We start from the raw sequence: 24,002 nt of genomic DNA on the forward strand, positions 1-24,002 counted from the left end.
TTCCATTTTCATCTTTTGCCTCCGACCGTGCCGGTGCAGCCGCAAAAGCTTCAGTCTTGCTTGTAGAGCAGCCAGCTCTTGCCGGCGCGCCCTGCCACGGCCGAATGCCTGGTAACGCGGTTGCGGCCACTGACTTTCGAGCGATAGAGCGCCCGATCCGCCTTGGTGTAGAGGTCCTCGGGGCCTTCGGCCTCGGACGCCATGCAGATACCCATCGATACCGTCACCGTGCCGTAATTCATGCCGGTCTGGCTGCTGGTGAACGGCGTCTGCTCGATCAGGGCGCGAATGCGTTCCGCGATCTCGTAGGTTGCGTCCTCGCTGGCGCCCTCGATGATCAGCGCGAACTCCTCGCCGCCGGTGCGGGCGACGAACATGTCGCCGCGAATGCTGGTCTGGAAAATCTCGGCGATGATCTGGATGATCTTGTCGCCGACAGGATGGCCGTAGCGATCGTTGATGTCCTTGAACCGATCGATGTCGACGAGGACCAGGGCATTGAACAGGATACCCTTGTTGCTGTTGTAGATCTTGGTGACTTCCTTGTCGAAGGCGCGGCGGTTCCAGATCTTGGTCAACGGATCCGTGTCGGCCAGCCGCTTGTATTCCTCGAGCTTCGACTTGACGCTTTCGAGTTCTGCCGTCTTGTCGCTGAGCGTCGAGGCGATCTGCCGGCCGTGATCGATCGTCGAATTGGTGGCGATGGTCATTGCGTTGGCGATCTTTTGCAGAAGGTCCTGGGAGAGAAGGCTGCGGTTGCTCAGGCCGCTTGATGTCTCATCGAGGATCCTGCCGTATTTTTCGATGTGGCTGCGCTCGCTGCGCAGGAGCGACGCGACCTCCTCGAGTTCTCGGGCGATGACGTCTCTGGCATGCTCGACGATGCCGGGACCATGGTTGTGGGCGAAGAAGGTGCGTCCGATCTGGTCGAGTTCGTCCTGCGTCGGCCGGTTGCTCAACGATACGACGGCGAGGCTGAGCTCGCGATTGGTGCCGCTCAAGGCCTCATAGAAAATCTCGTAGTTGCGTGGCAGACCGAGTACGCCAAGCTGGCGCATGGTCGCGACAACGGTGGTTGCGATATCGGTGCTTCGTTCGGTCGAGGCTGCTGCCGGCTGCATGTCTGATTCACTCTTCCCCTCGGATCCCGACGCAGAATTCCCGGGTCCATTGATCGCCGACCTGGGGAGCGCTACCCAATGCTCCAGAACATCTGGCAAAGAGGCGCGGCCCCATCCGCACCCTTCGCTTGTGAGATCATAGTTGCGTCGGCGCTAAAGTTTCCTTAATTCGCACGACTTCCACAGTTTTTCTCTAGCTGTGACTGTACGCGCGTAAAGTTTTGCGCCGCCATCCCTGAATAGCAGCCTGTTTGACGTTTTGAATTTGAACTGCTGCAAATGAAACTGAATTTCGAATTCGTCACGCCAATCGATGTCGTATTTGCTTGCGCGTAACCACCGCGAAGCTGGAATCTTGATGCCGGACGAAGTTTCTTCGAGGAGTGCCGAAATGAGCGACAACCACCAGGGATCATGTCTGTGCGGAGCGGTCCGCTTCCGGACAAGTGGGACGTTGCGTGGCGTTGTCTACTGCCATTGTTCGCAATGCCGCAAACAGAGCGGGCATTTCTATGCCGCGACCAATGTTGCCGACCCCGACATCGTGATCGACGGTACGGAAAGCATCACCTGGTACGAGGCTTCTTCCTTTGCCAAGCGCGGCTTTTGCAAGACATGCGGCTCGCTGCTGTTCTGGAAGGCAATGGATAAGGACTATATTTCGGTCATGGCGGGATCGTTCGACAACCCGACAGCGCTCAAGGGCGAATGTCATATCTTCGTCGGCGACAAGGGCGACTATTATTCGATAGACGACGGGCTGCCTCAGTTTGAAAAGTCGACACCATCCATACCGGTCGCTGAATGAAATTTGGACGGTCAGCCTTATTCCATTGATCGGGGCATTGCTTTATCTCGGGCCGGTGATTCCGAGAGGGGCCCTGGCATGCAGCGGTTGATCGATGCTTTTATCAATTCGGTGCGGGCATTTCGCAAGCTTGCGGTCAGCGAGAAGGCTTTCCAGCAGGAATTGATGCTGCTGGTGCTGGCCTTGCCGGCCGGATGGTTCGTCTCGGTATCCTGGCGCGGTTACGCGCTGCTGATCGGCGCGGTGCTCCTCTTGATCATGGTCGAAGTGCTGAACACCGGCATCGAAGCGGCGTGCGACGCAATTTCTCGTGAATTCCACATCGACATCCAACTCGCCAAGGATTGTGGCTCGCTGGCGGTGCTGATTTCGGTAGTCATTGCTGGCGGCGTCTGGAGCATCGCTCTCATCGAACGTATAATTGGGGTGCCGATCTGAGACTTTGATCCCTATATGACAGTCACCAAAGGAGACCGTCATGGCAGAGCTCACGAATTCCTCGCTTCTCGAACGCTTGGGCCTGCCGGACGACCTGCGCTGGCTGGCCGAAAAGTATCCGCGCGAGAACTGGCAGGGTCACGCCAATATTCACGGTTTGGCCAATATGTGGCTGCAGGGGCACGACATGTTCCGCGAGCTCGGCGGCATGCTCACCGGCGGCATTGGCAACTATCGCGAAGGCGCACTGACGGCACCCGATTTCGCGCGCTGGTTCGCACCGTGCCTCAACCATTTTCTCGGGCATCTCGACGGCCATCACAATGTCGAGGATTACCAGTATTTCCCGGCTTTCACCAAGGCGGAGCCCCGTCTGAAACGTGGCTTCGACATCCTCGATGCCGATCACCACACGATCCACGAAGGACTGGAGCGCAACGCCGAGGCAGCGAATGCCTTCATCCGTACACTTCAGGAGAGTGAAGACAAGCAGCGCTTCGCCGCCGATGCTTTTGCCGACGAAAACAGCCGACTGATCGCGATGCTAACCCGGCATCTCGCCGATGAGGAGGATCTGATCATCCCGCTCATTCTCGATCGGGGTGATCAGGAGCTCGGCATCGACTAGCCCGGTCAAAACTCCTTGGCGCGCTCCCGCTTGGCGATGTGGCGGGCGACAAGCCATGCAAGCACGGCCACGGCAAGGCCGATGCCAAGCCCGACGAACAACCGCTCGTGGCGCATCAGCGCCTGGCCAACCAATTCTTCGGCCCCCAACCCGAAGACATAACCGATCGTGCTGAACAGCACCGCCCAGATCACCGATGAGATGGCGTTGAGGATAACGAAGCGCGGCGCCGCTATGGTCGAAAGGCCGGCCGCCACGCCGCCGACCAGGCGCATGCCGTAGACGTAGCGGTTCGACAGCACGAAGATGTTGGGATGAGTGTTGAGCAGGCGGTAGGCGCGGCGAAAGCCGGGCCGCCGGCGCAGCCTGACGACATGGCGATTGTCGGCGAAACTCCTGCCGAGGGTGAAGAAGAAGGTGTCGCCGGCGAAGGCACCCAGCGCTGCCGCGACAAAGGCATGCCACAATACGAAAACATGCTGGTGAGCGAAGAAGCCACCCAGGATCGCAGCACTTTCGCCTTCGGCCACGCAGCCGAGAAAAACCGCCAGCAACCCGTATTGTTCGATAAAATGGTGGATCGCGTCGGTCATGAAGCCGACTGCTGTGACAGTCTTTCATCGATCCGCTTGACCATTTCCGCCAGCCGCACGATCTCGTCGCGCATGCCGATGATCTCGCTGTGGCGCAGTTCGTCCAGTTTCTCGTGCAGCGCCATGATCTCGATCTCGGCCTTCAGATTGACCTCGTAGTCATGGGCGGCATCGATGCGGTCGCGCTCGGTCTGGCGGTTCTGCGCCATCATGATCACCGGCGCCTGCAGGGCGGCGACCATCGACAGCACCAGGTTGAGGAAGATGAAGGGGTAGGGGTCGAACGCATCGCGCGACAACAGCCACACATTGCCTGATGTCCACACGATCAGGAAGGCGACGAAGGTCAGGATGAACGACCAGGAGCCCCCGATGCGGGCTATCGTATCGGCAAGGCGGTCGCCAAAGGTCTGGTGGAAGGCCACGGCCTTGTTGGTGTCCCTGGTGATGGTGGTACGCTCGATGGTGCTTTGCAGCACCCGGCTCTCCAGCTGGCTCAGCCCATCCGGCTTTCGCCTCAGCCAGCGGTTCGCCAGATCGTCGATCGTCCTGTTCATGGTCGTCTCCAAGCGCTTTGCTGCGCTAGAGGTAGAGGCTGCCGGCCCGGGCGGGAAGTGCTAGATTGAGGCGAAACGAGGGGAACCGATGGCCGACTTCAAGAAAATTCGCGCTCGCGCGGCAAATCGCAAGGGAGGTGAGGTGGAACTGACCTCCCTGTTGGGGCCGATGCCCGACAATGCGGCGGTGGCCGACGTCAGCGATGACCGTATCCTCTCGACGATGGCCGAGCGCGTCTTCGCCGCCGGTTTCGTCTGGCGGGTCATCGAGCAAAAATGGCCTGGATTCGAAGAGGCGTTCCTGCGCTTCGAGCCCAAGCGGCTGTTGTTCCAGCCTGACGATTTCTGGCACGATCTGGCTTCGGATCAACGCATCGTGCGCAATCCGCAGAAGATCAAATCCGTTCGCGACAACGCCGCTTTCGTTGAACGCGTGTCCAGGGAACATGGCGGCTTCGGCAATTTTCTCGCCGAATGGCCCGCCGACGACCAGGTCGGGCTGACGGCTTATCTGGGCAAGCATGGCAGCCGGCTCGGCGGCAACACCGGCCAGTATTTCCTGCGCTGGCTGGGCTGGGATGCTTTCGTCATTTCGGCCGACATGGCGGCCGCGCTTCGCGACGCGGGCCTCGACATCGCCGAAAATCCGACATCGAAGAAGGACCTCGACAAAGTCCAGATCCAGATCAACCGATGGGCTGACGAGACAGGCCTGCCGCGCCGGCACATCTCGCGCATCCTGGCGATGTCGATCGGCGAAAACCACTCTCCGCAATCGTTGCGCGACTATATGGGCGACGATTGACGGTCTGAATTGGTCCAAACGAACGCCATTGCGGGGTGAATTCCGCCGCGCTAAGTCAGCAGCATGACCAAGAAGCTCGACATACTGCGTATCGCCATCGCCCAGCTCAACCCGACCGTCGGTGACGTCGCCGGCAACCTCGCCAAGGCACGCGAGGCGAGGGCGGATGCCGCCCGCCAGGGCGCCGATCTCGTGCTCTATACCGAGCTTTTCCTTGCTGGCTATCCGCCGGAGGATCTGGTGCTGAAGCCGGCCTTCCTCAGGGCATGCGAGCGCGCCGCCGAGGACTTTGCCGCCGATACCGCCGACGGCGGTCCGGGCGTCATCATCGGCACGCCGCTGAAGCGCAAGAGCGGCACGCATAATTCCATCGTCTTCGCCGATGGCGGCAAGATCATCGCCGAACGCTACAAGCTCGACCTGCCGAACTACGGCGAGTTCGACGAGAAGCGCGTCTTCCAGGCAGGGCCCGAGATCCAGGGACCGGTCAACTTCCGCGGCGTGCGCATAGGCATACCGATCTGCGAGGACATCTGGGGCGAGGTCGGCATCTGCGAGACGCTGGCCGAAAGCGGCGCGGAAATCCTGCTGGTGCCGAACGGTTCGCCCTACTATCGCGCCAAGATCGACGTTCGCCACCAGGTCGTCATCAAGCAGGTCATCGAATGCGGATTGCCGATGATCTATGCCAACCAGCTCGGCGGCCAGGACGAGCTGATCTTCGACGGCGCCTCCTTCGCCATCGGGGCCGACAAGACGCTCGCCTTCCAGATGAGCCAGTTCGAGGACGCGGTCGATGTCACCATCTGGAAACGTACGGACAACGGCTGGGTCTGTTCGCAAGGACCGATGTCGAAAATCCCGGACAAGGAGGAGGCCGACTACCGCGCCTGCATGCTCGGCCTGCGCGACTACGTCAACAAGAACGGCTTCAAGAACGTGGTGCTCGGCCTGTCCGGCGGCATCGATTCGGCGATCTGTGCCGCCCTTGCGGTCGATGCGCTCGGCGAGGAGCGGCTGCGTGCCGTCATGATGCCTTATCGCTACACCTCGAAGGACTCGCTCAAGGATGCCGAGGACTGCGCCCGTGCGCTCGGCTGCCGCTATGACATCGTGCCGATCTTCGAGCCGGTCGAAGGATTTTTGCACACGCTGACGCAGTTGTTCGAAGGCACCAAGGAAGGCATCACCGAGGAGAATTTGCAGAGCCGTGCGCGCGGCACCATCCTGATGGCGATCTCCAATAAATTCGGCTCCATGGTGGTGACCACAGGCAACAAGAGCGAGATGTCGGTCGGCTACGCCACGCTCTATGGTGACATGAACGGCGGTTTCAATCCGATCAAGGACCTTTACAAGATGCAGGTCTATGCGCTGTCGCGCTGGCGCAACAGTCATGTGCCGCCGGGCGCGCTCGGACCTTCGGGCGAGGTGATCCCGAAGAACATCATCGACAAGGCGCCGTCGGCCGAATTGCGCGAGAACCAGACAGACCAGGATTCGCTGCCGCCCTATCCGGTGCTGGACGATATTCTGGAATGCCTGGTCGAGAACGAAATGGGCGTCGACGACATCGTCGCGCGTGGCCACGACCGGGCGACGGTGACGCGCATCGAACATCTGCTCTACATCGCCGAATATAAGCGCCGGCAGGCGGCACCGGGTGTGAAGATCACCAGGAAGAATTTTGGCCGCGACCGCCGCTATCCCATCACCAACCGTTTCAGGGATCGTGGATAGGCGTCTTTTCGCTTGCTGAGCGAGAGTGCGCGATGCTGCGGGCGCAAGCATGGCGACTGTCGCGGATCGATTTCCGAGCGACCTCCGACCCGTTGATGGCCTGCCGGGTGAAAACCATGCGGCGACGATAGGTACAGGTCCGACTGTTGCAAAATCGCCTCATCGGCTGGACCAGAAGTGCTTTTGGCCATAGCTTGCCTTGGCGAACGATCGAAGCGTCCGTATAACGGCGTCTCCGCGATTCCCTTCAGGGAGGACCGAATGCCCGGATTTGACATCGTTATGCGAGGCCGCGAGGCCTAGGTCTGCGCCGGTGTTCCGAAGTATCGGAACCACACCGGACGCAGGAAAGGCATTTGCCGCTGCCGTTCGCCGCCCAAGGGCAGGCGACCAACCATAGCCGAACCTCCGCATTCAAGGGCCATTCGCCTGGCGCGGTTTTTCAATTTTCGACCTTACTGGGATCGGGCTCGTTTGCGCCCGAATGACATCATGGCTCGTTTCAAGATCGATTTGCGCGCCAGCGCCTTTCGCAGCGTTCTTGGGTTCACGCTCATCCATTGGCGGCGTCAGCCCTGGCGGCTCTCGCTGATCATGGGCGGTTTCCTGCTGTCGACGCTGGCCGACGTGCTGACACCGCTCTATTCCGGCCGGCTGGTCGACGCCGTCGCCAGCAGCGCCGGCGCGGACGCCATTGCCTGGAATGCAGCGATGACGGCATTCTTGATTCTGATGGCGCTGGCGCTCACCGGGGTCGTGCTGCGCAACCTTGCCTTCATGGGTATCGTTGAGTTGACACTCAAGATGATGGCCGACATCGCGGCCGACGCCTTCCATCGCGTTCAGCGCTTTTCGACCGATTGGCATGCCAACAGTTTTGCCGGCTCGACCGTGCGCAAGGTGACGCGCGGCATGTGGGCGCTCGACCTGCTGAACGACACCATCCTCATCGCGCTGCTGCCGTCCGTTGTCATGCTCGCCGGCTCGACGCTGCTGCTCGGCTGGTTCTGGCCGCTGATGGGCGTGGTCGTCGCAGCCGGCTCGGTGCTGTTCATCATGGTGACGGCGATGCTGTCGCTCGGCTATGTCGCGCCGGCGGCAAGGCTCGCCAACACCTGGGACACGCGTCTCGGTGGTTCGCTGGCCGACGCGGTGAGCTGCAACGCCGTGGTCAAGGGCTTTGGCGCCGAGGAGCGCGAGGAGCGCCGCCTCGCCAGGGTGGTTGCCAAATGGCGCGCCCGCACAAGGCGCACCTGGGTGCGCGGCACCATCAACGGCACCACGCAAGGGGTGCTGCTGCTGGTCATGCGCGCCGCGGTGATCGGCCTAGCGCTGATGCTGTGGTCGTGGGGGCAGGCGAGCGCCGGCGATGTCGCCTTTGTGCTGACCTCGTTCTTCGTGCTGCAAGGCTATTTGCGCGATATCGGCACACATATTCGCAATTTGCAGCGTTCGATCAACGACATGGAGGAACTGGTCGATTTCCAGTCAGAACCGCTCGGTATCGAAGATCGGCCCGGCGCCGGACCGATTGCCATCACGCAGGGTCACATTGCCTTCGACAACGTCGCCTTCCACTACGGCAATCACCGGTCGCCGCTCTACCGCGACTTTTCGGTCGACATCGCGCCAGGCGAACGTGTCGGACTCGTCGGTCACTCGGGTTCGGGCAAGACGACATTCGTCAAGCTCATCCAGCGGCTCTATGACGTTAGCGCGGGAAAGATCGTGATCGATGGCCAGGATATCTCACAAGTCGCCCAGGCGTCGCTGCGCGGCCAGATCGCCATCGTCCAGCAGGAACCGATCCTGTTCCATCGTTCGCTGGCCGAAAACATCGCCTATAGCAGGCCAAGCGCCAGCCAGGAGGAGATCGAGCATGCCGCCAGGCTGGCGAGCGCGCACGACTTCATCGCCAACCTGCCGAAGGGCTATGGCACGCTGGTCGGCGAGCGTGGCGTGAAACTGTCGGGCGGCGAGCGCCAGCGCGTGGCGATCGCCCGCGCTTTCCTGGCCGATGCGCGCATCCTGATCCTGGACGAAGCGACGTCGAGCCTCGATTCGGAATCCGAGGTGCTGATCCAGCAGGCGATGGAACGGCTGATGGTCGGCCGCACGACGTTGGTCATCGCGCATCGGCTTTCGACGGTGAGGGCACTCGACAGGCTGCTGGTCTTCGATCGCGGCAAGATCGTCGAGGAAGGCTCGCATGACGAGTTGATCCGCCTGAAGGGCGGCATCTACCGCCGCCTGTTCGAGCGCCAGGCGCTGGAGCTGACCAAGGGCCTCGTCGATTGACCTGAGATGACCTCCGGCTTTGGCCGGAGGCCATCCGGAGTGCCTATCACTTGGCGTATGCTGGCTGAGCGAACCCGCCAGCCCTTTTCCAGGCATCGATTTGCGACGTCTGTTTACGTTACCGACCGAAATTCGTTTCTCTACTTTTGGTTGTTGTGTACCAAAGAAGCAATCTAAGCGGTCTCACAATGCGTCTTGATTCCGAAACTACCGGTGTGGAAAAGGTGGCTGCGCCATCGGTGCTGGAATCCCAGCACGGCTCGGTTCGGCCGCTTGCCGCCGAAGATCTCGAGCGCGTCGCCGCACTCTTCCTGACGAAGTTTCGCCGGCGTCGGCGTCACCTCCTCGATCGCGCGATCGCGGAAACGGCGGAGTATATGGGGAAGATCTATCTTGACCCTGCCGGCCAGTCCGGTGAGAGCAACGCTCTTGTCCAGATCAACCGGCAGGGCGATCTTGGTGGGTTCCTTGGCGTCCTGAAAGCCCGCTACGAGCTCAACGGAGCGGCATTGAATGCGGCGATCATCGGTCCGTTCATGGCCGACCCTGGCGCCGATCACGGCTCGGCCGGACCGCAATTGCTGCGTGCCTTGCATCAAGGCGAATTCGATCTGCAGCTGACCGATTCGGCCAACCGGGTATCTCTGGCCTTCGCTCGTCCGATGAAATACCAACTCCTGCCGGTCCATTGTCTGGCATGGACCTATGTTTTCCGGCCGGCCGCGATGGCCGCCGCCGCATTGCACCGCAAATGGCCCCGCCTGCCTCGCCTGGCACTCGATCCCTGCGCGAGAGCATTCGACGTTCTCGCGAAACGAAGGTTCGAACCGCCCGTCCAGCATTCATCGTCGCAACGGGTCCATGCCGAGCCGATCAATGCCGCGCAATTTGCAGAGCGGCTGCCGACCCTCTTGTCCGATTACGCCCTTCGACCGAGTTGGAGGGATGGCGAACTGCCCCGGCTGCTCGCACTGGCGACCGAGAAGCGGGCCGACGGCCCACTTCATTTCGGCGGGACTTACGACGCGACGGGCAAAATGCTCGGTTGCTACGCCTTCTACGGTCAAGCCGGCGACATAGCGATCCTGTTGCAGATCCAGGCTTCCGGACACCACTGGGGCGCGACGCTGGAAGGCCTTGTCGCGGCTGCGCGGGATATGGGCTGCGTGGGCATCACCGGACAGACCCAGAGCAAGTTCATGCCTCACCTCTTCGGCTACAGGAATCTCTTCTTCCGTTATGCCGGGGGGACGATGGTCCGCTCGCGAATCCCCGATGTCACGGAAGCGGTCCGCTCCGGCGACATCGCTATCGGCGGGTTGATGGGCGACCGCTGGACCCGCCTCAGTTCCGACGACTTCGGCCGCTGATCGTCTTCAACGACCTCTTCGTCGACTCCGCCGCCGGACGGGCCGCAGCCCACGCGCCGCCTGAGGCTGTGCCCAGCCCGGTCTTTTCATTCCAGCCGCCATGTTCTATGTCTGCGGCACGGCGCGGGGGCGCATCTTGTCAATCACAAAGGCATCCGGTACGCCCCGCTCATGACAGTTACCGTTCGTTTCGCCCCGTCACCAACCGGCCGCATCCATATCGGCAATGCGCGCACCGCTCTGTTCAACTGGCTGTTTGCCCTCAACAACAAGGGCCGCTTCATCCAGCGCTTCGACGACACCGACATAGCCCGCTCGAAGCAGGAATTCGCCGACGCCATCCTCTACGACTTGCATTGGCTGGGCATCTTCCCGGATGTCACCGATTATCAGTCGCGGCGCTTCGAAGTCTATGACGCTGCGGTCGAGCGGCTGAAGGCGGCTGGTGTTCTCTACGCCTGCTACGAAACGCCGGAAGAACTCGACCTCAGGCGCAAGGTGCGCCGCACGCGGGGCCTGCCGCCGGTCTATGGCCGCGAGGCATTGGCGCTGACGACAGAGCAGGTGGCCGAATATCAGGCCGACGGCCGCCGGCCCCATTGGCGTTTCCTGCTGCCCAATTTCTCCAGCGATCCGCGGCAGCCGGAGCGCACCGAAATCCACTGGGACGATCTGGTGCGTGGCGAGGAGACTGTGGATCTGGCTTCGCTGTCCGATCCGGTGCTGGTGCGTGAGGACGGCACCTATCTCTACACGCTGCCCTCCGTTGTCGACGACATCGAGATGGGCGTCAGCCACGTCATCCGCGGCGACGATCATGTCACGAACACCGGCGTGCAGATCGCCCTGTTCAAGGCGCTGGGTGCCGAGCCGCCGGTCTTCGGCCACCACAATCTCCTGACCACCGTCTCGGGCGAGGGGCTGTCGAAGCGCACCGGCGCACTTTCCATCCAGAGCCTGCGCGAAGACGGCATCGAGCCGATGGCCGTCGCTTCGCTGGCCGTGCTGGTCGGCACATCGGAGAATGTCGCGGCCGCGCATGACCTGGCCGAACTTGCCGGCCATTTCGATCCGGCCGCGACCTCGAAATCGTCGTCCAAGTTCGATCCGGCCGAACTGTTCGTGCTCAACCGGGTGCTGCTGCAGCGTATGCCGTTCGACGAGGCGCGGGACCGGCTGATGGTGCTGGGTATTTCAGGCGAACACGCCGAACCGTTCTGGCTGGCGGTGCGCGGCAATATCGACCGGTTGGCCGATGCGGTTGCCTGGTGGCGTGTCCTGCGCGAAGGGCCGCAGGAGAAGCCCGAGTTTTCCGATGACGACCGCGATTTTCTGCATCAGGCACTCGATCTCCTGCCTGAGGAACCGTGGAACGGGACGGTCTGGAAGGATTGGACCGGCAAGATCAGGGAAGCGACCGGCCGCAAGGGCAAGGCGCTGTTCATGCCGCTCAGGCTTGCCCTTACTGGGCTGCCTTCGGGGCCGGAGCTTGCAGATCTATTGCCGCTGATGGGTCGGGAAGGAACGATGGCCCGACGACCCTGACCTTGCGCTGTTCCGGAGGCAGGGCCGAAACCGGCGATGCCACCGGCTTGGCCGAAAGGCGCTTGATGGCTTCACGGTCGAGTCCGCCGTCTCTATTGGCCAGGGTCTCGGGGTCGGCACCCGGATCAGGCTTCGAGGCCGGAATAGTCGGCGCCGCATCCGGTTCGGGCTGTGATTGTTGCTGACTTGGCGGGTTGCCGCCAATGATCTGGAAATTCTGCGCGGCATTGCAGCCGCAAGCGGGCGGCCGCGACATGTTGGGCTGTTTGTAGAGATAGGCGGTTGGCAATTCCCCATAGGGGCTGCCGGTGACCGATGACGTCATCGATGCCGAATCGTCGTCCATGCCGCGCGAATAGAAAACCTGCATCTCGGTGCCGGGGCAGGCCGATTCGCAATTCTTCTGGTCGCGCTCGAAATCGCCGGCCGAGGCGGCGTTCGACATGGGGAAGAAGTAGCCATCGCAGGTGCGGACGCAACTGGTGTGGAATTCGCCGCCGCTGCTCGCAACGTCCGGAATGCCGGGCTGGTTGAGGACGCGGCTGACGTCGCGTTCCTCGCCGGAATCGTCAGGCTGGTCCAACGTATCGATCTGCCGGTTGCCGCCGCCGAAAAGCTGATCGAATAGGTTGGCATTGGCCCCATCTTCACGATTGGCTTCCTGCGGAGGCGCGCGGCGGGGTGCCACCGCATCGTCACGGCAGTCATTGGCATCGAGCGCCGCCAGGATACGGCCCCGGTCGCGGCGTGAACCGCCGCCGCCGGCGAGTTGGGCACGCTTGGCCTGCAGACTGTCGAGATTGGCGTTCATGCGCTCGATGGTGGCGTTCAGCCTGGCACACTGGTTGATGTTGCGCGAAAACAGCGAGAACCCACAGCCGGCACTGTTCGCCTGGCCGCGAGCCTTCGAGATCTGTTCGCGCTGCCTTTCGATCGCGGCGTCGTATTTCCGGACCAGTGCCGGACCGCCGGCACCGCCGCGTGAGGCCGCGGCGAGGTCGGCCTCCAGCTGACGGCAGACCCGTGAAGCGGCCTGCGGCTCGCTGACCGCTGCGCCGGACAGCAGAAGGCCAAGCAGCACGGCAGCATGCGCCTGCTTCAAACCTCCGCTTGCCATCCGCCTCGATCCCGCTTGCCTCTGGTCGCCAAGGCTAACCCGTTCGCGGTTAATCGTCCATTTCGGAAGTCAGTCCAGATTGGCGATCGCCTGCGCCTTGTGCGCGGCTTCGACCACCGCCAGCGCCGTCATGTTAACGACGCCGCGCGAGGTCACCGAGGGCGTCAATATGTGCGCCGGCTTGTCGGTGCCGAGAAGGATGGGGCCGACATGCAGGGCATCCATCATGGCCCGCAGCGCCGTCAGCGTGATGTTGGCCGAATCGAGGTTCGGGAACACCAGGAGATTGGCTTCGCCCTTCAGACGCGAATGCGGATAGACGCGCTGGCGCAGATGCTCCGACAAAGCGGAATCGGCATGCATTTCACCGTCGCACTGCAGCTCCGGCGCGATGCGCGCCAGAATGGCCGCGGCCTGGCGCATCTTCAGCGCGCTCGGCGAATCACGCGAGCCGAAATCCGAATGCGACAGCAGTGCCGCCTTCGGCTCGATGCCGAAACGCTGGATTTCTTCCGCCGCCAGCACGGTCATCTCGGCGATTTCGTCGGCCGTGGGGTCGACGGAGACGTGAGTGTCGGTGAGGAAGATGATGCCGCGCTGCGAGATCAGCATGGAAAGGGTCGACAGGTCCCGGTCCTTGATGCCGGTGCGCGGCCCAATGATCAGCGTCACGTTGCGCAGATGCCGCTCGAAACGGCCTTCGAGGCCACAGACCATGGCGTCGGCGTCGCCGCGCTTCAGCGCCAACGCCGCGATCACCGTGTTGTCGGTGCGCACCATGGTACGCGCGGCCTCTGTCGTCACGCCGCGGCGGCCGGCGAGTTCGATCAGGAGGTCGACATAGTGGCGGTAGCGCGGATCGTCCTCCGGGTTGATCAGGCCGAAATCGACACCGGGCTTGATGCGCAGGCCATAACGCTTCAGCCTGACCTCGATGACGTGCGGGCGGCCGATCAGGATCGGCTCGGCGATACCTTCCTCAAGCACAACCTGGGCGGCACGCAGGACACGCTCGTCCTCGCCGTCGGCGTAGATGACGCGTTTGGCGCTCGAGGACTTGGCGGAGGAGAACACCGGCTTCATCACCAGACCGGAGCGGAAGACGAAGCGATTGAGCTTGTCGATATAGGCGGCGAAGTCCGTGATCGGCCGTGTCGCCACACCGGTGTCGCAGGCTGCCTTGGCGACGGCCGGCGCGATGCGCAGGATGAGGCGCGGGTCGAAGGGCGAGGGGATCAGGAATTCCGGTCCGAAGATCGGCGTTTCGCCCGAATAGGCGCGCGCGGCGACATCGGAAGGTTCTTCGCGGGCAAGGGCGGCGATCGCGCGCACCGCCGCCATCTTCATCTCCTCATTGATGGCGCTGGCGCCGCAGTCGAGCGCTCCCCTGAAGATATAGGGGAAGCAAAGCACGTTATTGACCTGATTGGGAAAATCGGACCGGCCCGTGCAGATCATGGCGTCCGGACGCGCCGCGCGCGCCACTTCCGGCATGATCTCCGGATTGGGATTGGCAAGCGCCAGGATCAACGGCTTCGGCGCCATGTGTTGCAGCAGCTCCGGCTTCAGCACACCGGCGGCCGAGAGGCCGAGAAAGACATCGGCGCCCGCTATGACGTCGGCGAGCGTGCGCGCCTCTGTGTCTTTTACATAAGGGTCTTTCCAGCGGTCCATCTCGTCGACACGACCCTTGTAGGCGACGCCGAAACGGTCGGTGACCCAGATGTTCTCGACGCGCACGCCGAGCGAAACGAGCAGATTGAGGCAGGCAAGGGCGGCAGCACCTGCGCCGGAAGTGACGACCTTGATGTCCGAAATGGTCTTGCCGGCGAATTCCAGCCCATTGAGCACGGCGGCGGCGACGATGATGGCGGTGCCGTGCTGGTCGTCATGGAACACCGGTATGCTCATGCGAGTTTTCAGGCGTTCTTCGACTTCAAAACACTCCGGCGCCTTGATGTCCTCGAGGTTGATGCCACCAAAAGTCGGTTCCAGCGCGGCGATGGTTTCGACCATGCGCTCGATTTCCGGCGCGTCGATCTCGATGTCGAAGACGTCGATGCCGGCGAACTTCTTGAACAGGACCGCCTTGCCCTCCATCACCGGCTTGGAGGCCAGCGGCCCGATATTGCCGAGGCCGAGCACCGCCGAGCCGTTCGACACGACGCCGACCAGGTTGGCGCGCGCCGTGTAATCGGCGGCAGTCGCCGGATCGTCGCGAATCTCCAGGCAAGGGGCGGCGACGCCGGGCGAATAAGCGAGCGCCAGGTCGCGCTGGTTGCCGAGTGGCTTGGTGGCCTGGATCTCGAGCTTTCCCGGCGTCGGGTGCTTATGGAAGTAGAGGGCGGCTTCGTCGAGGTCCGAACGTGCCGTTTTCTTGTTCTCGCCTTCCATGCGGCCGCTCCTCCAAACCTGCTTCGAAAGTCCTTTTAGCATGAGGCCAAGATTTTTCGCGACGCTAATTGACGCGCCGGCAGCCTTAAATGTCGGCGCGGAAAAATCCAATATTTCTCAGTTGGTTACGGTTGTTTCATGCGAAATCAGTTTGCCCTGCTTCGCAGGTCAAAAGGCGCTGACGTAGAGACCGCCGTCGACAGGTATGTTCTGCCCGGTCAGATAGCCGGCGTGGACAGAGCACAGGAAGGCGCAGATCTGGCCGAATTCCTCCGGAGTGCCGAGCCGCTTGGCCGGTACGTCGGCACTGATGCGGGTCTTGCGCGCCGCGGCCGCCTTGGGATCCTCTGGCGTGCCGGCCTCATGCGGGCCGCGCAGCCGGTCGGTATCGAGCTTGCCCGGCAGCAGGCTGTTGATGGTCACGTTGCGCTCGATCACCGTGCGCGCCACGCCGGCGAGAAACGACGTCAGGCCGGCGCGCGCACCAGATGACAGGTCAAGGCCGGGAATTGGGACATAGACCGACAACGAGGTGATGTTGACGATGCGCCCGAAGCCGCGCGCCGCCATGCCGTCGATGACCGCCTGCACCAGTTCGATCGGTGTCACCATGTTCTGGGTAACGCCTTCGAGAATCTTTCCACGATCGAGCTCGCGGAAATCGCGAAGCGGCGGTCCGCCATTGTTGTTGACGAGGATGTCAGGCTCGGGACAGGCGGCAAGCAACGCTTTCTGTACCTCCGGCTTCGAAACGTCGCCGACGACCTCCGTCACCGTCACGCCATGGCGCTGGCGCAGCTCCGCGGCGGTTTTGGCGACCAGCTCCGCATTGCGCCCATTGACGACGATGTCGCAGCCTGCCTCGGCCAGCGCCATGGCGCAGCCACGACCAAGCCCCTTGCTCGAAGCGCAGACGATGGCCTTCTTTCCGCGGATACCGAGATCCATGATGATTTTCTCCTTGATTTGCCCGGCAGGCTAGCGCCAGCGCTGGACCAATCGCAACCGTCATACGGTTGTTGCATGAATCGGGGCATAGGCTGCTCGAAAGCAAGGGTGAATCCGCGATGCCAGGCCAAGAGCCCCGCACTTTCCGCAGCATGTTCATTTCCGACGTCCATCTCGGATCGAAGGCGGCGAAGGCTGATTTCCTGATCGACTTCCTTCGCTACCACGATGCCGACATCATCTATCTGGTCGGCGATATCGTCGACGGCTGGCGCCTGAGGCGCAGCTGGCACTGGCCGCAAAGCCACAATGACGTCGTGCAGAAACTGCTGCGCAAGGCGCGCAAGGGCGCCTCGATCACCTATATCGCTGGCAATCACGACGAATTCGCCCGCCAGTTCCAGGGCGTGCATTTCGGCGGCATCGTCGTTGCCGACCGCGCCATCCACGAAACCGCCGATGGCCGGCGACTGCTGGTCATCCATGGCGACCAGTTCGATACCGTCGTCCACAACCAGCGTTGGCTCGCCTATCTCGGCGACCATGCCTATGACGCCGCCATGCAGGTCAACCGGGTGATCACGCGGCTGCGCCAACTGCTCGGCCTGCCTTACTGGTCGTTTTCGTCCTGGGCCAAGGTCAAAGTCAAGAAGGCGGTGAACTTCATCGGCTCGTTCCAGACGGTGCTCAGCGAGGAGGCGCGACGCTCGCATGTCGACGGCGTCATCTGCGGGCATATCCACCATGCCGCCATCGAAAGCTATGGCGACGTGCAGTATATCAACACCGGTGACTGGGTGGAGAGTTGCACCGCCGTGGTCGAGCATTTCGACGGCCGCATGGAAATCCTGACCTGGGCGCATATCCTGCCTGAAGCGCCTGACGAACCCTTCATCCCGATGCTCATCGAGGACAGGGTGGTGCAGGCCGCCTGAGGCGGAAGCCGGCCCTGCACTTTCTGGTGTTAATCGGCTGGTCCAGCCGGTTTCGCCCGGTTTTTCCTCATGTTAAGGATCGGTTCTCGCTGCTCGCCGGTCGTTGAGCGCAGCGTCATTGGATCGATTCATGCTGCTGCCGCCGCTTTCGCCCGAACAACTCGTGAAGCCGAGCCGTTTTGAGCTGCGCATGAGCCTGATCTTCGGCACGCTGTTCATATCGCTTGGCACCCATTTGCCCTATTTCCCGCTTTGGTTGCAGGCCAAGGGATTTCACGCCGAACAGATCGCCGTCATCCTGGCAGCGCCGATGTTCCTGCGCGTGCTGACGACGCCGCTGCTGACGACACTTGCCGATCGAGCCAGGGACCGCGCCGACGTCTATGTCGTACTGGTCGCGGCCTCGCTGCTGCTCTCCGCGGGGTACTTCCTGACACCGACCTACGCGACGGTGCTGGCGGTGTCGTTGTTGCTGACCATTGTCTGGACGCCGCATTCGCCGATCGCCGATTCGCTCGCGCTTTCGGGCGTGCGCCGCTTCGGTTCCAATTATGCGAGCATGCGTAAATGGGGGTCGGTCTGCTATCTCCTGGCCAATGTCGCAGGAGGCTTCATTCTGGCTGCCAGCGGCCCTCCAGCCGTTCCGGTGATCATATTCCTTGCCCTTGGCGCGGCACTCGTCGCAGGCCTGCTGGCGCCGCGCATGGGCCGGCCGCGCAAAGCCTCGCCGCTGTCGGCGGCGGAAATCCAGCACGCGGCGCCGGGGCTATTTAATGCTTATTTCCTCTATTTCACGCTTGGCGTCGGCATCATCACCGCCAGCCATGCCTTCCTTTACGGCTTCGTCTCGATCTACTGGAAATCGATCGGCATCAGCGATTCCGTCGTCGGCTTGCTGTGGGCTTGGGGCGTCGTCTCCGAAGTCTGCATGTTTTTGTTGTTCAATCGCATTTTCGCCTCCGTATCCGTCGTCCGGGTAATGCTCATTGCCGGCATCGGTTCGATCGTGCGTTGGTTCGCCTTTCCGTTGGTGTGGCCGCTCGGCCTTGGCGTCGGCGGGTTCTTCGCCGTGCAGTCGCTGCATTCGGTGTCTGTCGCGATGGTGCTGATCGGCCTGCAGAAGATGATCGCCGAGACCGTGTCCGAAGAGCGCACGGGTGCCGCGCAAGGCATCGCCTATTTCTTCAACGGTTTCTTCATGGCCGCCGTCACGCTTGCGTCCGGTCCGCTCTATGACCGTCTGGGCGTCGACGGGTTCCTTGCGATGATCCCGATCGCGATCATTGGCCTCGTGCTGATCGGGCTTGCCGCGCGCTCAGCCCCACAGCGCCCGGTCCGGCGGTGAGACGAGCGATCCCTGGTAAACGAGGCCCGGCACACGGTCCCGGGCAAGCAGCAGCGGCCCGTCGAGATCGACGAAATCGGCTCCTTGCGCAAGCAGCACAGCCGGCGCCATTGCCAGCGACGTGCCGACCATGCAGCCGACCATGACGCCAAAGCCCAGTTCACGGGCGCGGTCGCGCAAGGTGAGCGCCGCCGTCAGCCCGCCGGATTTGTCGAGCTTGATATTGACGGCGTCGTAGAGACCGACAAGCGCTTCGAGGTTCCCCGCTTCATGAACGCTTTCGTCGGCGCAGACCGGCACCGGATGCGCGATGTGGCGCAGGATGCCGTCCCGGCCCGCCGGCAGCGGCTGTTCGATCAGAGCGATGTCCTGTTCGGCGGCAAAGGCGAAGTTCGCGACAATGTTGTCGTCGGTCCAACCTTCATTGGCATCAAGGATCAGTCGGCTCTCGGGTGCTGCCTGTCTCACCGCCCGGATGCGGGCGATGTCGTTGTCGCCGCCGATCTTGACCTTGAGCAGCGGCCTGCCGGCATTGGCGCGAGCCTGCGCCGCCATCGCTTCCGGTTCGCCGAGCGACAGCGTGTAGGCGGTTTCGAGCTGATGCAACGGGGCCGGCCAGATTGCGTTCGCCACCGGATTGCCGCTGATCTTGGCTTCAAGGTCCCAAAGGGCACAGTCTATGGCGTTACGCCCCGCCCCAGCAGGCATTGCGTCGAGCAGGGCGGTGCGGTCCATCCCGCTGGCGATCCGGTCGCGCATCGCCTCGATCGCATCGCGAACACCCTCCATGGTCTCCCCATAGCGCTTATAAGGAACACATTCGCCGCGCCCGCTATGACCGCCCTGGCTGATCGTGCAGGTGATGACCTCGGCCTCGGTTTTGGAGCCGCGCGAAATGGTGAAGGTTCCGGCGATTGGAAACCGCTCGGCCTCGACCGAAATGACACGCGCCATATTTTTCTGCTCCGGCTATGCGAGAAGGGTTGTCGGCAAATCGACAAGGTCGGACCCATCAGGCTAAACAGGACGCCATGTTGACCATAGGCAAGCGCGACGCAAGCGGCACGACCGCCTCGGGGGGTGACCACGACCCGCGCGTGGCGGTCGGCGAGGAAGATGGCGTCCTCGGCTGTGCGTTCTCCGGTATCTGGACGACACGGACCGTGGCGCTGATCGACGCCGACATGCGCAAAATCGAGAAACGAAGCGGTTTCAAGACCTTGGCGCTTGATCTTTCAAAAATTGAGAAGATCGATACCGCCGGCGCCTGGCTGATTGACCGGCTGGTCAGCGCCTTCGAGAAGAAGAACGTCGAGGTCCGTCTGCAAGGCCAAAGCGAGATCGCCTCCATCCTGCTCGACGCGGTCGGCGAAGCTGTCCGGCGCGAACCCGAATCCGGACCGGCGCGGCCGCCCAACATTGTCATTCGGGCACTGGAGGCGGTTGGCCGGCGCGTCTACGAGATGCGCGACGATTTCCTCGCTTCGATGAATATATTGGGCGCCACCATCCGCGGCGCGCAGATGAAGCTCGGCCGCGGCCATGCCGTCAACCCGGCGGCGATCTTCAACCAGATCGATCGCATGGGCGTCGGCGCAATCCCCGTGGTGGTGCTGATGTCGGCGATCGTCGGCGCCATCGTTGCCCAGCAGGGCGCTTATCAGCTCAGCTATTTCGGCGCCGATATCTTCGTCGTCGATCTCGTCGGCGTGCTGATCCTGCGCGAACTCGGCGTGCTGATGACGGCAATCATGATCGCCGGCCGCTCCGGCAGCGCGATCACCGCCGAAATCGGCTCGATGAAGATGCGCGAGGAAGTCGACGCGTTGAAGGTCATCGGCCTCAATCCGATCGGCGTCCTGGTCTTTCCGCGCCTTGTAGCGCTGGTGATCGCCTTGCCCTGCCTGACGATCATCGCCAATTTCGCCGCGCTCGGCGGCGGCATTGTCGCTGCCTGGCTTTACTCCGATATCCCACCCGCTGCCTTCATCGACCGGTTGCGTGTCGCAATCGATCTCAGCACGATTTTCGCCGGGCTGATCAAGGCGCCGTTCATGGCCATGATCATCGGCACGATCGCCTCCGTCGAGGGCATGAAGGTCGGCGGCAGTGCCGAATCGCTCGGCCAGCACGTGACCGCTTCGGTGGTGAAGTCGATCTTCGTCGTCATCATCCTCGACGGGCTTTTCGCCATGTTCTACGCAGCGATCGAGTTCTGACAAGATGGCGAAGGGCAACGGGATAGAGGTGAAGGGCGAGGACGACAGTGAAATCGTCCTCTCGGTGCACGACGTCACCGTTGCCATTGACGACAAGCTGATCCTCGACAAGCTGTCGCTCGACATCACGCGCGGCGAGATACTGGGGTTCGTCGGAGCCTCGGGCGCCGGCAAGTCCGTGCTGTTGCGCACCATTCTCGGGCTGATGCCCAAGCAGTCGGGAACAATCAAACTGTTCGGCGTCGACGTCGACAAGGCAAGCGATATCGAGCGGCTACGCATCGACATGCGTCTTGGCGTGCTGTTCCAGCATGGTGCGCTGTTTTCGGCGCTGACCGTGATGGAGAACGTGCAGGTGCCGATGCGCGAATATCTCGACCTGCCCAGGAAGCTGATGGACGAGCTGGCGCTGCTGAAGATCGAGCTGGTCGGCCTGCCGCCGGACGCGGCGCAGAAATTTCCCTCCGAGCTCTCCGGCGGCATGATCAAGCGTGCCGCGCTTGCCAGGGCGCTGGCGCTTGATCCGGACATAGTCTTTCTCGACGAGCCGACGTCGGGCCTCGATCCGATCAGCGCGGCCGAGTTCGACGAGCTCGTCGTCAAGCTGCGCGACACCATGGATCTGACCGTTTACATGGTGACCCACGACCTCGACACGCTGTTTACCGCTTGCGACCACGTGGCGGTGCTCGGCAAGAAAAAGGTGCTGGTCGAAGGCACTATCGACGACATGCTGAAGAGCGAGGAACCGTGGGTGAAATCCTATTTCCGCGGAAAACGCGCCCGGCAACTTGATCTTGCCGCACGTGCATAGCCATAAGTGAAGCAATGGAAACCAGAGCCAACTACGTCATTGTCGGCATTTTCACGCTGGTTGCGATCCTGGCGGCTTTCGGCTTCGTCTATTGGACGGCCGCGATCGGCGACAGGGGCGAGACGACGCTGCTGCGGGTGCGCATTCCGGGCTCGGCTTCCGGTCTCGGCCGCGGCAGCTTCGTGCTGTTCAACGGCGTCAAGGTTGGTGACGTCAAGCGCGTCTATATCGACGTCGACAATCCAACTGTCGCCATCGCCGACACCGAGATCGACCGGATGACGCCGATCACCAAGTCGACGCAGGCCGATATCGGCCTCGCCGGCCTCACCGGGCAGGCCAATATCGAGCTCAAGGGCGCCGATCCCAAGGAAGTGAAGCTGCTCGACCAGGCCGAAAAGGAAGGCAAGGTCGCCGAGATCGTCGCCAACCCTTCGGCCGTGACCAATCTGCTGCAGACGGCGCAGAACATCTTCACCCGCGCCGACAAGGTGCTGACGGAGCTGGAAGGCTTCACAAAGGATGTCCGCGGGCCGCTGACGCAGACCGTGCACAACGTGCAGACATTTTCCGATGCACTGGCCAGGAATTCCGAGGGCATCGACAAATTCCTGTCCGCCGTCAGCGCGCTGTCCGACGAGCTGAAAGGCGTTTCAGGAAAGCTCGACGGCACGCTGAAGGCGGCGGAAGGCCTGCTCAATGCCGTCGACAAGGACAAGATCAAGAGCATCGTTTCCAACGTCGATACGGTGACAGGCAACCTCAAGGAAACCTCGCGGCAGCTCGACGGCGTGATCAAGAACGTCGATACGGCGGTGGGATCGGTCAACGACTTCGCCAAGCAGACGCAAGGCACGTTGGCCAAGGTCGATGGCGTGCTCGACGGCATCGACCCGGCACAGGTGCGCGAAGCGCTGGCCAACATCCGGAAGGCCAGCGACAGCGCCAACAAGGCGGCGGCCGACATCGCGGAGGTGACCGGCAAGATCGCCAATCGGGCCGACGACATCGACCAGACAATCAAGGACGTCAGGCACCTGGCGCAACGGCTTAACGACGCCTCGGTGCGGGTCGACGGTATCCTCGCCAAGGTCGACAAGCTGCTCGGCTCGGGCCAGGCCGACGGCGTGATGGCCGACGCAAGGGCTACGCTGAAATCCTTCAAGCAGGTCGCCGACACGCTGAATGCCCGCCTTGGGGTCATTACCGACAATCTGGCGCGCTTCTCCGGCCAGGGGCTGCAGAATGTCGAGGCGCTGGTGCAGGACAGCCGCCGCTCGATCAACCGCATCGAGGAGGCGGTGACGGACCTCAGCCGCAATCCGCAGCGCATCCTTTCGGGTGGCGAAGGCGAGGTTCGGCAGTTCGACGGCAGGGCGCGGCGTTGACTTCGGCGCCGGCCCGCAGCAAGAACATAGCTCGTGAATGCGGGTTGATCTTACGATCCGGGGACAACGGGGATCACGCGTGACGTTGAGTAGGCTTGGAACGGGCGGGTTGAGATCAGCCGCGGCGCTGCTTGTCCTGACAGTTGCCGGTTGTGCGGTGCTGGGCGGCAAGCCGGCACCGCTCGACACGTTCGAACTGTCGGCGCCAATGGTCGAGGCGCATGGCCATAGCCGCCGGCAGATTCTGATCGCCCAGCCTTCGGCGCTGAAGGCGCTGGACAGCCAGAACATCGTCATCAAACCCTCCGACCGCTCGATCCAATATCTGAAGGGCGCGCAATGGGCTGATCGCCTGCCGCTGGTCGTGCAGGCGCGGCTGGCCGAGACGTTCCAGCGCTCGGGCAGCTTTGCCGGAGTGGGGAAACCGGGCGAGGGGCTGGCGATCGACTACCAGGTGATCGTCGAGGTTCGGTCCTTCGAGGTGCGCGTCGATGGCGGCGAACATGCCGAGGTCGACCTGTTCGTGCGCTTGCTCAACGATCGCAACGGCGAAGTGAAGGCTTCCAAGAGCTTCACCGCATCCGCGCCCGTGTCGGGCAGCGGCAACCCCGCTTATGTCGGCGCTCTCGACGCAGCCTTCGGCGATGCGGCCAAGCAGATCGTTCGCTGGACCGATTCGGTGATCTGAGCGCCAGGCGCGCAGGGATCCTCCAACCGGCCTCTTTCGGGCTACCGATGTTCGAAGGCGTCCGGCCGCAGCTTTCCAGTCCTCATCAGGTGCTGCAGGGTGTAGGTCACGGACAGCGCGTCGTCTAGAGCGGCGGACTTTCATGTGAGTCCATATCCTGCGGCAGCGAAGTAGTTTCTGCATTCTGTTGGGGAGAAGAGATTGCAGATATCGCCAATGGCCTGCCACAGGGCGTCGATGGTCCTGATGGC

General features: G+C 62.4%; 21 protein-coding genes and 1 pseudogene. 14 read left to right on the forward strand and 8 right to left on the reverse strand.

Translation table 11 applies throughout. The annotated features are described in order from the left end of the window. Nucleotides 1–50: 50 nt before the first annotated feature. Entirely contained in the window at nt 51–1,121 is a 1,071-nt protein-coding gene (locus O7A61_RS14450) for a GGDEF domain-containing protein (RefSeq protein ID WP_337130379.1), read from the reverse strand. Between the two features lie 391 nt (nt 1,122–1,512). Here O7A61_RS14450 and O7A61_RS14455 point away from each other — a divergent pair, with 391 nt between their 5' ends. The 3 genes from O7A61_RS14455 (at nt 1,513) to O7A61_RS14465 (ending at nt 2,995) form a co-directional block, all read left to right on the forward strand. Continuing rightward, a complete protein-coding gene (locus O7A61_RS14455; RefSeq protein WP_337130394.1) occupies nt 1,513–1,929 on the forward strand; it encodes a GFA family protein in 417 nt (138 codons plus the stop codon). 78 nt (nt 1,930–2,007) lie between these two features. Beyond that, nucleotides 2,008–2,367, forward strand: a complete 360-nt coding sequence (locus tag O7A61_RS14460; protein ID WP_337130395.1) for a diacylglycerol kinase — start codon at nt 2,008–2,010, stop codon at nt 2,365–2,367. Nucleotides 2,368–2,407: 40 nt separating this feature from the next. Then, on the forward strand, nt 2,408–2,995 hold the full coding sequence (locus O7A61_RS14465) for a hemerythrin domain-containing protein (protein ID WP_337130380.1): 588 nt from the start codon (nt 2,408–2,410) through the stop codon (nt 2,993–2,995). Between the two features lie 5 nt (nt 2,996–3,000). Here the strand turns inward: O7A61_RS14465 and O7A61_RS14470 are convergent, their stop codons facing one another. Together O7A61_RS14470 and O7A61_RS14475 are read right to left on the reverse strand one after the other, a co-directional pair. Beyond that, on the reverse strand, nt 3,001–3,588 hold the full coding sequence (locus tag O7A61_RS14470; protein ID WP_140503628.1) for a DedA family protein: 588 nt from the start codon (nt 3,586–3,588) through the stop codon (nt 3,001–3,003). After that, a complete protein-coding gene (locus tag O7A61_RS14475) occupies nt 3,585–4,145 on the reverse strand; it encodes a DUF1003 domain-containing protein (protein WP_140770853.1) in 561 nt (186 codons plus the stop codon). The genes O7A61_RS14470 and O7A61_RS14475 overlap by 4 nt, the downstream gene beginning before the upstream one ends. 88 nt (nt 4,146–4,233) lie before the next feature. Here O7A61_RS14475 and O7A61_RS14480 point away from each other — a divergent pair, with 88 nt between their 5' ends. The 5 genes from O7A61_RS14480 to O7A61_RS14500 all read left to right on the forward strand — a co-directional run bounded on the left by O7A61_RS14480 (nt 4,234) and on the right by O7A61_RS14500 (nt 11,903). Further along, entirely contained in the window at nt 4,234–4,950 is a 717-nt protein-coding gene (locus tag O7A61_RS14480) for a DNA-3-methyladenine glycosylase I (RefSeq protein WP_337130381.1), read from the forward strand. Between the two features lie 63 nt (nt 4,951–5,013). Continuing rightward, nucleotides 5,014–6,690, forward strand: coding sequence for an NAD+ synthase (locus O7A61_RS14485; protein WP_337130382.1), 1,677 nt, complete (start codon nt 5,014–5,016; stop codon nt 6,688–6,690). A 492-nt stretch (nt 6,691–7,182) separates the two neighbouring features. Beyond that, nucleotides 7,183–8,988, forward strand: a complete 1,806-nt coding sequence (locus O7A61_RS14490) for an ABC transporter ATP-binding protein (RefSeq protein WP_337130383.1) — start codon at nt 7,183–7,185, stop codon at nt 8,986–8,988. 239 nt (nt 8,989–9,227) lie between these two features. Continuing rightward, nucleotides 9,228–10,358 (forward strand): hypothetical protein, encoded by a 1,131-nt coding sequence (locus O7A61_RS14495; protein ID WP_337130384.1) that lies wholly within the window; start codon nt 9,228–9,230, stop codon nt 10,356–10,358. Between the two features lie 171 nt (nt 10,359–10,529). Beyond that, nucleotides 10,530–11,903, forward strand: a complete 1,374-nt coding sequence (locus O7A61_RS14500; RefSeq protein ID WP_337130385.1) for a glutamate--tRNA ligase — start codon at nt 10,530–10,532, stop codon at nt 11,901–11,903. Here the strand turns inward: O7A61_RS14500 and O7A61_RS14505 are convergent. The 3 genes from O7A61_RS14505 to O7A61_RS14515 form a co-directional block, all read right to left on the reverse strand. Then, entirely contained in the window at nt 11,821–13,020 is a 1,200-nt protein-coding gene (locus tag O7A61_RS14505; protein WP_337130386.1) for a DUF2865 domain-containing protein, read from the reverse strand. The genes O7A61_RS14500 and O7A61_RS14505 overlap by 83 nt on opposite strands. A 69-nt stretch (nt 13,021–13,089) precedes the next feature. Beyond that, a complete protein-coding gene (locus O7A61_RS14510; protein ID WP_337130387.1) occupies nt 13,090–15,414 on the reverse strand; it encodes an NADP-dependent malic enzyme in 2,325 nt (774 codons plus the stop codon). A 168-nt stretch (nt 15,415–15,582) separates the two neighbouring features. Beyond that, complete coding sequence (locus tag O7A61_RS14515) at nt 15,583–16,362, reverse strand: SDR family oxidoreductase (RefSeq protein WP_027146364.1); 780 nt, start codon at nt 16,360–16,362, stop codon at nt 15,583–15,585. Nucleotides 16,363–16,514: 152 nt separating this feature from the next. Here O7A61_RS14515 and O7A61_RS14520 point away from each other — a divergent pair, with 152 nt between their 5' ends. Both O7A61_RS14520 and O7A61_RS14525 read left to right on the forward strand, forming a co-directional pair. Further along, the gene (locus O7A61_RS14520; RefSeq protein ID WP_032936358.1) at nt 16,515–17,297 is read left to right on the forward strand and encodes a UDP-2,3-diacylglucosamine diphosphatase; all 783 of its coding nucleotides are present in this window, start codon (nt 16,515–16,517) and stop codon (nt 17,295–17,297) included. A 130-nt stretch (nt 17,298–17,427) separates the two neighbouring features. Further along, on the forward strand, nt 17,428–18,642 hold the full coding sequence (locus O7A61_RS14525) for an MFS transporter (RefSeq protein ID WP_337130388.1): 1,215 nt from the start codon (nt 17,428–17,430) through the stop codon (nt 18,640–18,642). Here the strand turns inward: O7A61_RS14525 and dgcA are convergent. Next, a complete protein-coding gene (gene dgcA, locus O7A61_RS14530; protein WP_337130389.1) occupies nt 18,613–19,596 on the reverse strand; it encodes an N-acetyl-D-Glu racemase DgcA in 984 nt (327 codons plus the stop codon). The two genes, O7A61_RS14525 and dgcA, sit on opposite strands and share 30 nt — an antisense overlap. A gap of 77 nt (nt 19,597–19,673) precedes the next feature. Here dgcA and O7A61_RS14535 point away from each other — a divergent pair, with 77 nt between their 5' ends. Genes O7A61_RS14535 through O7A61_RS14550 form a run of 4 tightly spaced genes read left to right on the forward strand, consistent with a single transcriptional unit; the run spans nt 19,674 to nt 23,751 of the window. Then, nucleotides 19,674–20,861, forward strand: a complete 1,188-nt coding sequence (locus O7A61_RS14535; RefSeq protein WP_337130390.1) for an ABC transporter permease — start codon at nt 19,674–19,676, stop codon at nt 20,859–20,861. A gap of 4 nt (nt 20,862–20,865) precedes the next feature. Further along, nucleotides 20,866–21,675 (forward strand): ABC transporter ATP-binding protein, encoded by an 810-nt coding sequence (locus O7A61_RS14540; RefSeq protein WP_337130391.1) that lies wholly within the window; start codon nt 20,866–20,868, stop codon nt 21,673–21,675. A 14-nt stretch (nt 21,676–21,689) separates the two neighbouring features. Further along, nucleotides 21,690–23,063: an MlaD family protein gene (locus O7A61_RS14545; RefSeq protein ID WP_337130392.1), complete on the forward strand. Its 1,374-nt coding sequence runs from the start codon at nt 21,690–21,692 to the stop codon at nt 23,061–23,063. A 37-nt stretch (nt 23,064–23,100) separates the two neighbouring features. Beyond that, nucleotides 23,101–23,751: an ABC-type transport auxiliary lipoprotein family protein gene (locus O7A61_RS14550; protein ID WP_337130393.1), complete on the forward strand. Its 651-nt coding sequence runs from the start codon at nt 23,101–23,103 to the stop codon at nt 23,749–23,751. 140 nt (nt 23,752–23,891) lie between these two features. Here O7A61_RS14550 and O7A61_RS14555 read toward each other — a convergent pair. Beyond that, a pseudogene (locus O7A61_RS14555) lies at nt 23,892–24,002 on the reverse strand (IS630 family transposase); the annotation flags it as partial.

Source organism: Mesorhizobium sp. Cs1321R2N1 (genome assembly GCF_037179725.1).
Lineage (GTDB): Bacteria > Pseudomonadota > Alphaproteobacteria > Rhizobiales > Rhizobiaceae > Mesorhizobium > Mesorhizobium salmacidum.